16 protein-coding genes are annotated in these 14,279 nt (G+C 65.4%); 6 read left to right on the plus strand and 10 right to left on the minus strand.

The features are described 5' to 3' along the window. The first annotated feature begins 2 nt into the window (after nt 1-2). The 5 genes from OB2597_RS15000 to OB2597_RS15020 are packed head-to-tail and all read left to right on the plus strand — an operon-like array spanning nt 3 to nt 4,332. A complete protein-coding gene (locus OB2597_RS15000) occupies nt 3-929 on the plus strand; it encodes an SDR family NAD(P)-dependent oxidoreductase (RefSeq protein WP_009806445.1) in 927 nt (308 codons plus the stop codon). Nucleotides 930-950: 21 nt separating this feature from the next. Then, complete coding sequence (locus tag OB2597_RS15005) at nt 951-2,153, plus strand: acetyl-CoA C-acyltransferase (protein ID WP_009806446.1); 1,203 nt, start codon at nt 951-953, stop codon at nt 2,151-2,153. A gap of 50 nt (nt 2,154-2,203) precedes the next feature. Continuing rightward, nucleotides 2,204-2,869 carry a histidine phosphatase family protein gene (locus OB2597_RS15010; RefSeq protein ID WP_009806447.1) on the plus strand — a complete coding sequence of 222 codons (666 nt, stop codon included), beginning with the start codon at nt 2,204-2,206 and terminating at the stop codon, nt 2,867-2,869. An 8-nt stretch (nt 2,870-2,877) separates the two neighbouring features. Continuing rightward, the gene (locus OB2597_RS15015) at nt 2,878-3,912 is read left to right on the plus strand and encodes a phosphotransferase family protein (RefSeq protein ID WP_009806448.1); all 1,035 of its coding nucleotides are present in this window, start codon (nt 2,878-2,880) and stop codon (nt 3,910-3,912) included. A gap of 6 nt (nt 3,913-3,918) precedes the next feature. Then, nucleotides 3,919-4,332: a PaaI family thioesterase gene (locus OB2597_RS15020; RefSeq protein WP_009806449.1), complete on the plus strand. Its 414-nt coding sequence runs from the start codon at nt 3,919-3,921 to the stop codon at nt 4,330-4,332. A 6-nt stretch (nt 4,333-4,338) separates the two neighbouring features. Here OB2597_RS15020 and OB2597_RS15025 read toward each other — a convergent pair whose 3' ends face one another. The 9 genes from OB2597_RS15025 to rbfA form a co-directional block, all read right to left on the minus strand. Next, nucleotides 4,339-5,592, minus strand: coding sequence for a glycosyltransferase family 4 protein (locus OB2597_RS15025; protein WP_009806450.1), 1,254 nt, complete (start codon nt 5,590-5,592; stop codon nt 4,339-4,341). A 212-nt stretch (nt 5,593-5,804) separates the two neighbouring features. Then, nucleotides 5,805-7,943, minus strand: a complete 2,139-nt coding sequence (gene pnp / locus OB2597_RS15030; RefSeq protein WP_009806451.1) for a polyribonucleotide nucleotidyltransferase — start codon at nt 7,941-7,943, stop codon at nt 5,805-5,807. Between the two features lie 223 nt (nt 7,944-8,166). Further along, nucleotides 8,167-8,880 carry a sterol desaturase family protein gene (locus OB2597_RS15035; protein WP_009806452.1) on the minus strand — a complete coding sequence of 238 codons (714 nt, stop codon included), beginning with the start codon at nt 8,878-8,880 and terminating at the stop codon, nt 8,167-8,169. Between the two features lie 134 nt (nt 8,881-9,014). Further along, the gene (rpsO, locus tag OB2597_RS15040; RefSeq protein ID WP_009806453.1) at nt 9,015-9,284 is read right to left on the minus strand and encodes a 30S ribosomal protein S15; all 270 of its coding nucleotides are present in this window, start codon (nt 9,282-9,284) and stop codon (nt 9,015-9,017) included. A 138-nt stretch (nt 9,285-9,422) separates the two neighbouring features. Continuing rightward, nucleotides 9,423-10,406: a calcium-binding protein gene (locus OB2597_RS22200; RefSeq protein WP_009806454.1), complete on the minus strand. Its 984-nt coding sequence runs from the start codon at nt 10,404-10,406 to the stop codon at nt 9,423-9,425. Nucleotides 10,407-10,501: 95 nt separating this feature from the next. Next, the gene (locus OB2597_RS15050) at nt 10,502-11,035 is read right to left on the minus strand and encodes a DUF1643 domain-containing protein (protein WP_009806455.1); all 534 of its coding nucleotides are present in this window, start codon (nt 11,033-11,035) and stop codon (nt 10,502-10,504) included. Further along, nucleotides 11,032-11,940: a tRNA pseudouridine(55) synthase TruB gene (gene truB / locus OB2597_RS15055; protein WP_009806456.1), complete on the minus strand. Its 909-nt coding sequence runs from the start codon at nt 11,938-11,940 to the stop codon at nt 11,032-11,034. The genes OB2597_RS15050 and truB overlap by 4 nt, the downstream gene beginning before the upstream one ends. 50 nt (nt 11,941-11,990) lie before the next feature. Then, on the minus strand, nt 11,991-12,731 hold the full coding sequence (locus OB2597_RS15060; RefSeq protein WP_009806457.1) for a phosphodiester glycosidase family protein: 741 nt from the start codon (nt 12,729-12,731) through the stop codon (nt 11,991-11,993). Nucleotides 12,732-12,738: 7 nt separating this feature from the next. Further along, nucleotides 12,739-13,134, minus strand: a complete 396-nt coding sequence (gene rbfA / locus OB2597_RS15065) for a 30S ribosome-binding factor RbfA (protein WP_040609835.1) — start codon at nt 13,132-13,134, stop codon at nt 12,739-12,741. 84 nt (nt 13,135-13,218) lie between these two features. Between rbfA and dapB the strand changes: the two genes are divergently transcribed. Next, the gene (dapB, locus tag OB2597_RS15070; RefSeq protein WP_009806459.1) at nt 13,219-14,028 is read left to right on the plus strand and encodes a 4-hydroxy-tetrahydrodipicolinate reductase; all 810 of its coding nucleotides are present in this window, start codon (nt 13,219-13,221) and stop codon (nt 14,026-14,028) included. Nucleotides 14,029-14,073: 45 nt separating this feature from the next. Here the strand turns inward: dapB and OB2597_RS15075 are convergent, their stop codons facing one another. Further along, nucleotides 14,074-14,256 (minus strand): DUF1674 domain-containing protein, encoded by a 183-nt coding sequence (locus OB2597_RS15075; RefSeq protein WP_009806460.1) that lies wholly within the window; start codon nt 14,254-14,256, stop codon nt 14,074-14,076. Nucleotides 14,257-14,279: the final 23 nt, after the last annotated feature.

The following is a 14,279-nucleotide window of genomic DNA, read 5'->3' on the forward strand; positions in this document are numbered from 1 at the left end:
CCATGAGCATACGTTTTGACGGCCGGGTGGCCATCGTGACCGGCGCGGGCGTCGGTCTGGGCCGGTCCCATGCCCTCGGGCTGGCGGCCCGGGGCGCGAAGGTCGTCGTGAACGACCTCGGCGTGGCGACGGACGGCACCGGTTCATCGACCGCGCAGGCCGACGCGGTGGTGAAGGAGATCGAAGCCATGGGCGGAGAGGCCATGGCCCATGGCGCGAACGTCACGGATGCCGCTCAGGTCAAGGACATGGTCGATCAGGCCATCGCCAGGTGGGGCAAGGTCGACATCCTCGTCTGCAACGCCGGCATCCTGCGCGACAAGACATTCGCCAAGATGGGGCTGGACGACTTTTCCAAGGTCGTGGACGTCCACCTGATGGGTTCGGTCGTGCCGACCAAGGCGCTCTGGGACCACTTCCGCGAGAACGAGTACGGCCGGATCGTCTATACGACCTCGGCCTCCGGCCTCTACGGCAACTTCGGCCAGTCCAACTACGGCGCGGCCAAGGCGGCCATGGTCGGCCTGATGAACGTGCTGGTGCAGGAAGGCCAGAAATACAACATCAAGGCCAATATCCTCGCTCCCACGGCGGCGACCCGGATGACCGAGGGCCTGCTGCCGGAGCAGGTGCTCGACCTGCTCAAGCCCGAGACAATCACCCCCGGCCTGCTGACCCTCGTGCACGAGGACAGCCCCAATCGTATGATCATGGGCGCGGGGGGCGGCTGTTTCGCCGAATGCCGCATCTACGAAACCGAGGGCCTGGCCTTCGGCGACGACGAACTCGACCCCGACACGATCGCCTCGAAAATGGACGCGATCCGGGACGAAGGAAACCAGCGGATCATGCCCGGCGCCTTCGCGCAGACCCGAAAATATGCCCAGATGGCCGCCGAAAAGCGCGGCATCGAACTACCGAAATCGTAATACCCAGAGGGAGGACCCCCAATGCGTGACGCAGTTATCGTCTCAACGGCCCGGACCCCGATCGGCAAGGCCTTTCGCGGTGCGTTCAACAACACACAGGCGCAGGAGCTTATCGGCCACGCCATCAGCAACGCCGTGTCCCGCGCCGGCCTCGAGGGCGGCGAAATTCAGGATTGCGTGATCGGCGCGGCCCTGCAGCAGGGCGCCACCGGCGGCAACATCGGCCGTCAGGCCGCGATGCGGGCGGGTCTGCCCACATCGGTCGCGGGCATGTCGCTCGACCGTCAGTGTGCCTCGGGCATGATGGCCATCGCCACGGCCGCCAAGCAGGTCGTGCATGACGGCATGCAGGTCGCCATCGGCGGCGGAGTCGAATCGATCTCGCTCGTTCAGAACCAGAACATGCGGACGGACCGCCGGACCGACCCCTGGCTGGTCGAGAACATGCCGGCGATCTACATGTCGATGCTGGAAACCGCCGAGATCGTGGCCGACCGCTACAACGTCTCGCGCGAGGATCAGGACGAGTACGCCCTGCGGTCGCAGCAGCGAACCGCCGCCGCACAGCAGGCCGGCAAGTTCGATGACGAGATCGTGCCGCTGACCTCGACCATGGCCGTCATGGACAAGGAAACCAAGGAGGTCTCCTACAAGGAGGTCACGCTCGAGAAGGACGAGGGCAACCGCCCCTCCACCACGCTCGAGAACCTGCAGGGCCTGCAGCCGGTCTTCAAGGACGGCCAGAAGGTCAAGGAAGGGCAGAACATCACGGCCGGCAACGCCTCGCAGCTGTCCGACGGGGCTTCGGCTTCGGTCGTCATGGAGGCCAAGGAGGCCGAGAAGCGCGGCCTTCAGCCGCTGGGCCGCTACATCGGTGTCATGGCCGCCGGCCTCGACCCCGACGAGATGGGCATCGGCCCGATCTACGCGGTGCCCAAGCTGCTGGAAGCGCACGGCCTCAAGATGGAAGACATCGGCCTGTGGGAACTGAACGAGGCCTTCGCCTGCCAGGTCCTGCACTCGGCCCGCGTCCTTGGAATTCCGGACGAGATCCTGAACGTCAACGGCGGCGCGATCTCGATCGGCCACCCCTACGGCATGTCGGGCGCCCGCATGGTCGGCCACGCCCTGATCGAGGGCAAGCGCCGCGGTGCCAAATACGTGGTCTGCACCATGTGCGTCGGCGGCGGCATGGGCGCGGCTGGCCTCTTCGAAGTCCTGTAAGAGCAACGGTGCCCCGGCCTGCGCGCCGGGGCCCAACCGAACGGGGCGAAATGCCGACACTCTACCTGATCCGTCACGGTCAGGCGTCCTTTGGCGCCGACGACTACGATGTCCTGTCCGAAATCGGACATGAGCAATCCGGTGCGCTCGGCCGCTGGTTCGCGCAGGAAGGCATCCGTCCCGACCTTGTCGCACACGGCACCCTGCGCCGGCAGAAGGAGACCCTGACCGGGATCCTGCGCGGCATGGGTCTCGAGCTTGAACCCGAGGAACACCAGGGCTTCGACGAATACGATTTCGGCGGCTTGCTGAAGGCGAAATATGCCGCCGGGGGCGCGCCGGAGGGTCTGATGACCGATCACAAGAGCCACTTTCGCACCCTGCGCTCGACGGTCGCCGAATGGCAGCGCGACGAAATTGCCGGCCCGCCAGAGATGTGGTCGGACTTCACCGGCCGCGTCGACACCGCCTGCAGGGCGGTCATGCGCGAGGGGGTCGAGACCGTCTTCGCCGTCTCCTCCGGCGGCGCCATCAGCCAGGCGGTTTCGGCCCTTCTGGAAACGCCCGGCGTCCACCAGACCAAGATGCAGCTGCAGATGAAGAACACGGCGATCACGCGCTTCGTCTTCACGCCCCGAAACACCTATTTCCATGGGTTCAACGAAACCCCGCACATCACGGCGGCCAATGCCGACCGCCTGCTGACCTACGCATGAGGCCCGAGATGACCAAACAGGACCCCACCAAACTGGACTTGCCCGCGGTCGAGAAATGGCTGACCGAGAACCTGCCCGGCTTCGAAGGCCCCATCGAGGCCGAGAAGTTCGACGTCGGACAGTCGAACCCGACGTTCCGGCTGGTCACGCCGAAACACCGCTATGTCCTGCGCCGCAAGCCGCCCGGGGTTCTGCTGAAATCGGCTCATGCGGTGGATCGCGAGTTCCGCGTGCAGAAGGCGCTCTACGACACGGACGTGCCGGTCGCCAAGGTCCATGTCCTCTGCGAGGACGAGGATGTCATCGGTTCGATGTTCTACGTCATGGACGAGGTCGATGGCCGCCATTTCAACCTGCCCTCCCTCCCGGAACTGCCGAAAGAGGACAGGTGGGCCATCCATGACGAGATGTCGCGCGTCCTGGCGGCGATCCACGGCGTCGATCTCGTGGCGACCGGCCTCGACGACTACGGCCCGGCCGGCAACTACTATGAACGTCAGATCGGCCGCTGGACCAAGCAGTACCGCGCCTCCGAGACCGATACGATCCCGGCCATGGACGAGCTGATCCAATGGCTCAACGACAACATTCCCGAGGATGACGGCCTGCGCACCCTCGCCCATGGCGACTATCGCATCGACAACATGCTGTTCGAAAAGAACAGCCCCCGCGTCGCCGCCGTTCTGGACTGGGAACTTTCGACCACCGGCCATCCCTACGCCGACGTGGCCGCCGTGATCATGCAATGGTCGATGCCCGGCGGCGTCGACGGCCGCGGCCTGGCCGGAACCGATCGCAAGGCCGAAGGGCTGATGACCGACGAGGAATTCGTCGAGAGCTATTGCAAGCGGGCCGGAATAGACGGAATCGACCGCTTCGGCTTTTACCTCGCCTTCGCCTTTTTCCGGATGGCCGCAATCATCCAGGGCGTCTACAAGCGGGCGCTGGACGGCAACGCCTCGAACCCGGAGCGAGCCCGCAAGATGGGCGAGTCCGTGCCCCATTTCGCCGAGGCCGGTCTGAACGCGGCCAGGAAGGTGTGACGGCAGATGGATGATCAGCAGCTCGATCCGCTTCTGGTGGAAGACCCCTACCCCTTCCAGCGCCATCTCGGGTTCCGCCTCACCGCCTGGCGCGAGGGCTATGCCCGGTTCGATCTGCCGATGGAGGATTTCCTCCTCAACCGCTACGGCATCCCGCACGGCGGCGTGCACGCGGTCATGTCGGATACCGTTATGGGCTACGCGGGCTGCTACACCGGCGATCCCGACGACCGGAAACTCGCCATGACCCTCAACCTCAACGTGAACTATCTCGGCCCTCTCAAGGGCCGAACGATCATCGCCGAGGGCACGGTCACGGGCGGTGGCGCCAGGACCTATTTTGCCGAGGCCCGGATTCGCGACGAACTGGGCAATGAGGCGGCACAGGCCACGGGCGTGTTCCGCCGTCGCGGGACGTGAGGTGCCTCAGGGCGCGACGGCACGATCCAGCAGCTCGGTCGCGAACTGGTTCCAGGTCCTGAGAGACCCGGAATTCGCCTCGATCCGATCGACCAACCCGGCGCGCCACCCGGGCTCTTCCTTCAGCCTGACGAGGTGGCCGCTCAGCGCCTCGGCATCGCGCAGGTCGAAATAGACGCCCAAGTCGCCACAGACTTCGCGCAAGACCGGGATGTCCGAGCAGAACGGCGGGATCCCGTTCCACAGGGCTTCGGCCGCGGGAAGGCCCCAGCCCTCGATCTCGCTGGGCAGGACAAGCGCCAGAGCCTCGCGATACAGCCGCTCGAGATCGGTCTGGTTGGGGCGATCCACATGAAGGACATGCTTTGCCACCTCCGCCATGCGCGGCGTCTCGAGCAATTCCAGCGTGCGCTTCCGCTTGCGCCCGGCGAGAACGAGAAGCGGCGGGGTCTTGCCCCGCTCCAGCACCAGACACATCGCGTCCAGAACGACATCGAGGTTCTTGCGGCCGAGCGAGGTGCCCACCATCAGGACATAGGGCCGCTCTGGCAGGGAGATGACCGGCTGATCTGTCCCCGCGCGACATTCGTGAGGCAACCGCACAGCGGTCATCTTCCGGGGCTGAATCAGTAATCCTTGTTCCACGAACGACATGATGTCGTCCGCGGTAAACTGGGAATTGGTAATGATGTGGTCCGCTCGTTCGATCAGGTAATTGTTGTCGATCCTGAATGACGACGCAAAACGCGTGTCCCTGTCGTGCTTTTCGACATACAGCGGGATCATGTCGTGCAAGAGCGCGTGAACCTCGCAACCCGGGTGCTTCGCCCGTATCGAATCCACCGCGTGGATCATCAGCTTGGGGCGCGCGCAGGAGAGAAAGATGCCCCCGGACATGTCAACGGGGCGAATATCGACACCCGTCCGGAACCAGCGCAGCCGTTGATAGGCCAGGAACGGAGGCAGCAGAAGCGGCTGGACGTGCCGGATGGCCCGCGGCTTACCCCCAGTCGCCCGAACGAACTTGAGCAGCCGGGCGTTCGGGACGTTCAGATCGACATCGCCCGTTTCGTCGCGGCCGGGGAATATCTCCATGAACGTGTCATGGGCCTGGGAATAGGCGACGAAACGCACGCCGCGATCCAGCAGGAAGATCTCGCGCGCGGCTTCGGCCACGACACGGGCGATGCCGTAATAGAACGGTGAACTGCCGGACAGGTAAAGAATCTCGGTGAGGTCGTAGAACACCGGTTTTGACATCTGATTTTCTGCCATTCACAGGAACGCCACTTGGTCCGATCAATTCGCGACCGCGCGACAATCCTTCGTTGCCGTTGCGGGAGATTCTGATCACCCGGCGCGCCACCAATTTCCGGGCTGATATTGCAGAAGCGGTTGTTGGCGACAAGTGCCGCCGCCAAACGAAAAAACGCCCCGGACGAACCGGGGCGCTTTCTTTTTGTCTGCAAGGATCACTCCTCGGCTTCGGCCTTTTCCTTGGTGATTTCCTCACCGGTCTCCTGGTCAACCATCTTCATGGCCAGGCGGACCTTGCCGCGGTCATCGAAGCCCAGAAGCTTGACGAAGACCTCCTGGCCCTCCTTCAGAACATCGGACGGGTGGTTCAGGCGACGGTTCTCGATCTGCGAGACGTGCACAAGCCCGTCCCGCTTGCCGAAGAAGTTCACGAAGGCGCCGAAGTCGACGATCTTCACGACCTTGCCCTTGTAGATCTGCCCCTCTTCCGGCTCGGCCACGATCGAGTGGATCATGTCATAGGCCTTCTGGATGGCATCCCCGTTCGGGCTGGCGATCTTGATGATGCCCTCGTCGTTGATGTCGACCTTGGCGCCGGAAACCTCGACGATCTCGCGGATCACCTTGCCGCCCGACCCGATCACTTCGCGGATCTTGTCGGTCGGGATCTGCATCGTCTCGATCCGCGGGGCGTGGATCGAGAACTCGCCCGTGCCCGCCTGCGCCTTGTTCATCTCGCCAAGGATATGCATCCGGCCGTCCTTCGCCTGGGCGAGGGCCTTCTTCATGATCTCGGGCGTGATGCCCGCAACCTTGATATCCATCTGGAGCGAGGTGATGCCGTTCTCGGTCCCGGCGACCTTGAAGTCCATGTCGCCGAGGTGATCCTCGTCGCCGAGAATGTCGGTCAGGATCGCGAATTCGCCATCGTCTTCCAGAACCAGACCCATGGCCACACCGGCCACCGCGGCCTTGAGCGGCACACCGGCATCCATCATCGACAGCGACCCGCCGCAGACGGAGGCCATCGAGGAGGAGCCGTTCGACTCGGTTATCTCCGAGACGACCCGGATCGTGTAGGGGAAGTCGGTCGCGGCGGGCAGAACGGCCTGAAGGGCGCGCCATGCGAGCTTGCCGTGGCCGATCTCGCGACGACCCGGAGGGCCGACGCGCCCGGCTTCACCGACAGAATACGGCGGGAAGTTGTAGTGCAGCAGGAAGTTCGAGCGGAAGTTCCCGTGCAACGCGTCGATGATCTGTTCGTCATCTCCGGTGCCGAGGGTGGTCACGACCAGGCCCTGCGTCTCGCCACGGGTGAAGAGCGCCGAGCCATGGGTCCGCGGCAGCAGGCCGGTCTCGACCTCGATCTGCCGGACCTGATCCAGCGCACGGCCGTCGATCCGCTTGCCGTCCTTGACCACCGTCCCGCGCAGGACTGTCGATTCCAGCTTTTTCAGCGCAGAGCCGAGGTTCGGGTCCTCGAGTTGCTCTTCGCTCAGCCCGGCCTTGATGGCCTCTTTCGCGGCCGCGACGGCGGCGACGCGCTCCTGCTTGTCGGTGATCGCATAGGCGTCGCGCATCTGCGCTTCGCCGGCGGCCTTCACCACGTCATACAGGGCCGAGTAGTCCGGCGGAGTGAAGTCGAACGGCTCTTTCGCCGCCTCTTCCGCGAGCGAGATGATCAGGTCGATCACAGGCTGGATCTGCTCGTGCGCGAAGGTCACGGCGCCCAGCATCTCGTCCTCGGTCAGCTCGTAGGCTTCCGATTCCACCATCATCACGGCGTCTTTCGTGCCCGCGACGACAAGGTCGAGCCGCTGCTCGGGATTGTTGCGCAGCCCGTTCATGTCCTCGACATCGGGGTTGAGCACATAGTCGCCGTCGACATAGCCGACGCGGCAGCCGGCGATCGGCCCCATGAAGGGCGCGCCCGAGATCGTCAGCGCGGCCGAGGCCGCGATCATCGCCACGATGTCCGGGTCGTTGACCAGGTCGTGGCTCAGCACGGTGCACATCACCAGAACTTCGTTCTTGAAGCCGGGCACGAACAGCGGACGGATCGGACGGTCGATCAGGCGCGCGGTCAGCGTTTCCTTCTCGGTCGGCCGGGCCTCGCGCTTGAAGAAGCCGCCGGGCACCTTGCCCGCGGCATAGTATTTCTCCTGGTAGTGAACCGTGAGCGGGAAAAAGTCCTGACCCGGCTTCGGTTCCTTGGCGAAGGTCACGTTCGCCATCACGCTGGTCTCGCCCAGAGTCGCGATCACGGAACCGTCCGCCTGACGGGCAACCTTGCCCGTTTCCAGAGTGAGGGTTTCATCGCCCCACTCCATCGATTTCTTCGTTACGTTGAACATCATCGTATCCTGTGAGGGAGCACTCCCGGCCCCTGCCGGGTCTCCCGTTTGCATGGCGGCCCCATTGCCACCGCCCCCTATCCTTCGCACAACGCCGGGGGCCGGAGCGTTACGTCTCAGATGGCGGGGCCATACAGGAATTGCAACCGATTGGAAAGCTCTGGTTTGCGCGCCGCCAGCGGCCGGAGGGACGCGCTGGTGCGCTATCCTGATGCGCCAGCGATCAGGACATGTGCCGGGGCGATCTGTTGATACCATAGGCCTTGCGCGCCGTCACCAGCCGCAGGTCCTCCGGGTCCATGCCGATGCTCATCATCGTGCGGCGGTCATACCTGGCGCGCGCCCTGGCCGGATCATGAGCCGTTCCGAACAGCCGGTCGATCCATCCCATGCCGAAGGTCACGTGATAGGTGGCCTCGTGATCCTGATAGTGGTGCGCCATGTGGCTGCGGGTCAGTCGCTTGCCGAACCGACCCTTCGGCACGTTCAGATGGGCGAGCGTGTGACAGTATTCGTAGAACGCGAAAGCCGAGGCCGATCCAACGAAGATCGCCACCCAGGACAGCAGGGCCGCCGAAGCGAGACCGAGCAGGGGCCACAGCGCCAGCAGATGCAGGACAAAGGATCCCGCGGCGACCTTCAACGGAAACCAGTGGTCGTCGCCGGTGAAAAATTCCTCGTCCTGCGGAAATTCGTGATGGCCGATATGGCTGCGGTAGAGGCGGTTGAACGGACTCTGATCCGACGGCGGCTCACGGTGATAGATGAACCTGTGGATGAGGTACTCGTTGATCCATTGCAGCACGACGCCATAGACCAAGGCCACCAGCAGGACGGGACTGAACCAGGTCGCGAGGGCGAAAAGGCCTGCCAGCCAGAACGGAAACAGGCGGTGCAGGCCGCCCATGTGGATGACGATGCGCAGGGCCGGGATCATGTCGCTCCTCCTGCGGCAAGAATGCGGCCACTTGATCGCCGTGGTCAATCCTGACGTACCGGCATAGCAGAACGCCCGCTCCATCCGGAACGGGCGCTTTTTGCGAAGTGTGGGGTTTCACCCCCACCAGTCCCTCAGCGGCGGATGCCGAGGCGCTTGATCAAGTCACGATAGCGCCCTTCGTCCTTGCCCTTGAGATAGTCCAGCAGCTTGCGGCGCTGCGCCACCATCTTCAGCAGGCCGCGGCGGCCGTGGTTGTCCTTGGTGTGGGTCTTGAAATGCTCGGTGAGCGTGGCGATGCGCGACGTCAGGATCGCGACCTGAACCTCGGGCGAACCGGTGTCGCCGTCCTTGGTCGCATATTCCTTCATCAGGCGGGATTTTTCTTCCACGGTAATCGACATCGGGGTCTCCTTCATCAGGGGTGGCGGGCACGAGCCGGGATGTCGTCCAGCAAGGTCCGAAACAAAATGCCACCGGCAGACCGATGGCATTCCGGCGATCTAGGCCAATTCTCCCGGAAAATAAAGTCCTTTCTGGCATCATGGCGTGCCTGCCCCGCCCTCTCGACCTGGCTGCAGGAGTTCAGCGGCCGCATTTTCCTGCATCACGGCGATATCGCCCGGTCCGATCTCCGTGCCCGGGGGCAGAGCCGCGACCGCGACGCCGTCCAGCAGAACCCGGGTCGCCGCTGCATTCGAATCGATCTGGACGTCGTAATCCGAGGCGGCGCCTTCCGGACGAATGAGGATCAGCTGGTCCTCGCCTGCCAGGAAGTCGATCAGCTCCGCCGCCTCATCACCCGTCCCGATCCAATGCCCCAGGACGGCACTGTCCGCCCCGGCCCCGAGCGTGAGCGTATCCTTCGCATTGCCGATGAGGGTATCCTCGCCCGGACCGCCGTTCAGGAAATCGGCATCCGTTGCCGCCGCGTGTGTCGCCGCGACGCCGTTGATCCAGTCGTCGCCCGATCCGCCGAACAGCATGTCGTCTCCGGAGCCGCCATCGATCACGTCTCCCCCCAGCCCGCCGTGGAGGGCATCTGCCGCGGCGCCGCCGGCCAGGCGGTCCCCTCCGGCCCCGCCGTGGGCGACATCCCGCCCGCCGCCGCCGTCCAGCAGGTCCCGCCCCATGTGACCGAATAGCGCGTCATCGCCGCTGCTGCCGTAGAGCGTGTCCCGCCCCTCCCCGCCGTGCAGCGTATCGTCCCCGCCCGCACCGTCGAGGACATCCGCGCCGCCCGCACCTAGCACGACGTCGCTCCCACCACCGCCAGCCAGGCTGTCGTCGCCCGAATAGCCGTTCATCTGGTCATCGTGAGCTGTTCCGGAGAGGGTCTCCGGCTGTCCGGTGCCCGCGACGATCTCGCCCTCGATCAGTTCCAGCAGCGCATGGGCGGAAAGTTCCGGTCTCTCGTCGGGCTCGGGGGAATCGACCCGGGTTTCCGCAACCTCATCATCGACGAAACCGATAAAAGCCGTCGCCCCGACCAACACCAGACCCATCATTCCCGCAAGCATCAGCATCGTGTCGCCCTCAAAGCTGTGCCAGCGATAGGCGCCGCTCCGAGTCGGGTCAAAGCCTACCGTGTGTTGTGGTTAAGGCTTTGCAAACAAACGGTTCATGCGTCCTGCGGAGCAAGGGCATGATCTACCCAGATCTCGGGCTGGCGGGTATAGGCGATATACAGCGGATGGCGGGGATGCCCCTGCTTGCTCAGCCCGAGGTGCATGGCCTGGCACCCGAGCCGGCCGAGCATCGCCGCGACCGCGGCGCCGCGCCCCAGATGCGCCCCGTGCGCGCCCCAGCCCGCGATGACATCTTCCGCCCAGGCGACGCCGTCGCAGATCGTCCGGTCGTTCTCCGGCCCGATCGGTGCAGGCGCGCGCTTCAGCACCTTGGGGTCGGTCGCCCGAAAGGCGAAGATGTTGACGACGCGAAAGCCGCCATAGCCGAGCACCCGCGCGCGACGCTCGCACCGTTCCACCGTGGGATCGTTTTGAATCTCCGTCGCGACCGAAGGGTTCAGCATGATGAAGAGCACGCGGCGCCCGGAGGGTTCCCAGACCCGCGTCAGAGCATATCGGTAGAGCTCGCACTCCGAGTAGACCGCCGCCGACGCGGCATCGCCCTTCTGGAACGTCCGTTCGATCACGGGATCAGGAAAACCCGGTTGGGATGCAGCTCACCGGCCCGGTAGTGGCCGACGGCGACCGGCTTGCCCCCGTGGCTGGCCCAGCATTCCTCGCCGTATTCGACGTCATGCGCGATCACCAGACCCGGATTTCCGTTGCGCAGACGTGTCACGCTCTCGTCGGTGGCGCGTACTTCGGGCATGCAGTCGAGCGCGATCTCCACCGGGAGCAGAAGCGTGTCGATCTCCTCGGACCGGGCCAGCGCCTCGATACGGTCCATCTCGACGCCCTCTTCCGCGAGGAACGGTCCCGACCAGACGCGACGCAGCCGGACGACATGCCCGTGGCAGCCGAGCGCCGCCCCCAGGTCCCGCGCGATCGACCGGACGTACCCGCCCTTGCCGCAGACGAGTTCCAGCACGACGTGATCCGGATCGGGACGGTCGACGAGGATCAGGCTCTCGACCCACAAGGGCCGCGCGTCCAGTTCGACATCCTCGCCGTCCCGCGCCAGCTTGTAGGCCCGCTGACCGTCGATCTTCACGGCCGAGAATTTGGGCGGGACCTGCATGATCTCGCCCACGAAAGGCGACAGGGCCGCCTTTATCTCGTCGTCGGTCGGACGCGCATCGCTCTCGGCGATCACCTCGCCCTCGGCATCGTCGGTGTTGGTGGCCTGCCCCAGCCGGACGGTGAAGACATAGGCCTTGAGCGCGTCGGTCACGAAAGGCACCGTCTTGGTCGCCTCGCCGAGCGCGACGGCCAGCACACCGGTGGCCTCCGGATCCAGCGTTCCGGCATGACCGGCCTTCCGTGCCTCGAAAGCCCATTTCACCTTGTTCACCACGGCGTTCGAAGTCATGCCCGCGGGCTTGTCCACCACGAGCCACCCCGAAACGTCCCGGCCTTTGCGTTTGCGCGCCATCTCGCTCCTCGTCGTCAGGGCCGCGGACCTACCCCGGCCGGGCGGGCGGGTCAATCCGCCGGCCGGTCCGCCACGACACCCACGATCGGCCCCATGCGCAGGCCGAGATCGTTCCGACCGATCTGCGGCGAGAAGAGCCGCGACACATTGCCATCGAAATACAGCGCCTGCGGCGCCCCGAGCATGTCGCGGAAAACCGAGGCGAATTCGTGGAATGTCACCGGCAGCTCGGACATCACGAACCAGGCCTTGGTCCCCTCGGCATTCACGCCGACGCCGTTGCGGATGTAGCGCGATGTGCTGTCCGACAGGAAACGCGGGTGCAGTTCACCGTCGATCACCAGCATCGGCCCCGATTGTGTGGCATTGGGGCAATCGGCCTCGTCGCGACCCTGGTATGCCGTGGTCTCGATCACCTCGACCCGCCCGGGGCCGAAGCAGAACACGCCATTGGGCAGCATGCCGAAATTGCCGGGCCCGGCATTGGCTATGACGCCCCGCACCTCACGCCCCGATTCGCGGTAGTGCCCGACGGGGCTGCGGTCTTCGTGATACATTCCGGCATTCATGGCAAAGACCAGCTGTTTGCCCTGCTGGGCCAGCCCGGCGTCCACGGCGGCGAAGGTTCCATAGGGCACGCCGCCGTCATCGGTCAGGAAAAGCCGCAGCTCGTCCTGCACCGCATCGACCGCGCAGACCGTATAACCCCGCCCGAGCCACTCCGCGTCGCGGCATTCCACCGCCGCGGCGGAGGTCGCGAAAAGCGAAAGCACCAGAGCGAGGGCGCGCATCGCGGCCCTACTCCTCGACATCGCGCCGCACGTCGTCCTGCTGGAAGAGCCGTCGCGTCTCGTCCATGCGATCGAACGTGTCGTCAACCCGGAAGCGCAGATCCGGCGTGAACTTGAGACCGAGCTTCTTGCCGATCATTCGGCGCAGTTCGCCCTTGTTCCGGGCCAGCAGGTCCACCACCACGTCCTGCCCGGTACCGCCGAGCGGCAGGACGAAGGCGGTCGCCACCTTGAGGTCGGGCGAGGTGCGCACCTCGCCCACGGTGATCGACAGGCGGTTGAGGTCGGGGTCGTGGATATCGCCCCGCATCAGGATTTCCGACAGCGCGCGCCGGATCGTCTCGCCGACACGAAGCTGCCTTTGCGAGGGGCCGGGGCCGTCGTTGTGAATGTTTCTGCTCATGGTCCGCATCTAGACCTTCGCCATCCCTTTGCCAAGGCAGGGCTGTGGCGATAAGCAAGGCGGAACCAGCAAGGAGCGGAACAGATGGGTGACCTTCCGGGGATCGTCGTGACGGGCGCATCGGGGCGCATGGGACAGATGCTGATCGAGACGGTGCGGCAAAGCGACAGGGCGCGCCTGGCGGGCGCCGTGGAACGGCAGGGGCACGACTGGATCGGGCAGGACCTCGGCACCTGCCTCGGAACCGGAGAGCTGGGCGTCACCGTGACGGACGACCCCGCCCGCGCCTTCGACGGGGCTCAGGCCGTGCTCGATTTCACCGCGCCGGCAGCCACCGTCGCCTTCGCGCGGACCGCCGCCCGCGCGGGCGCGGCGCATGTCATCGGCACGACAGGGTTCGGCGACGAGGATCTGGTCGCGATCGCGGATGCCGCGAAAGAGACCGCGATCGTGCGCGCCGGCAACATGTCGCTGGGGGTCAACCTTTTGACGATGCTGGTCAGGAAGGTCGCCGCCGCGCTGGACGAGGACTACGACATCGAGGTGGTCGAAGCGCATCATAACCGCAAGGTCGACGCCCCCTCGGGCACGGCGCTGATGCTCGGCGAGGCCGCCGCCGGAGGCCGCGGCGTCGATCTGAGCGAGGTTTCGGACCGGGGCCGCGACGGCATCACCGGCGCCCGGCGCAAGGGTGATATCGGATTTGCCGTGATCCGTGGCGGCGGGATCGTCGGCGAACACGAGGTGATCTTCGCCGGCCCCGGCGAACGGATCACGCTGCGCCACGTCGCCGACGACAGGGCGCTCTTTGCCCGGGGCGCACTGCGCGCCGCCCTCTGGGCGCAGGGCAGGGAACCGGGCGAATATTCGATGCTGGACGTGCTGGGCCTGTGACGACACCGTGAAGGGGTCATGACGGCGGCGCCACCGGGCGCCCCGTCAGAAATCGACGGCGATTCCCTTTTTCTCCCAGTCGCCGTAGCGGACCGGCTCCGGGCCGTCGCGCCCTCCGAGTTCCGGCGGCAGGGCCTCTGCCGCAGCGGCGCGCCGCCTCTCTTCCGCTTCCGCCAGCGCACGTTGCGCGGCGGGCGGCAGGTCCTTCCGAACGGTGTCGTCGCTCATCCCGGGCTTCCTTCTTGCTCTCC

The organism is Pseudooceanicola batsensis HTCC2597, from assembly GCF_000152725.1.
GTDB lineage: Bacteria > Pseudomonadota > Alphaproteobacteria > Rhodobacterales > Rhodobacteraceae > Pseudooceanicola > Pseudooceanicola batsensis.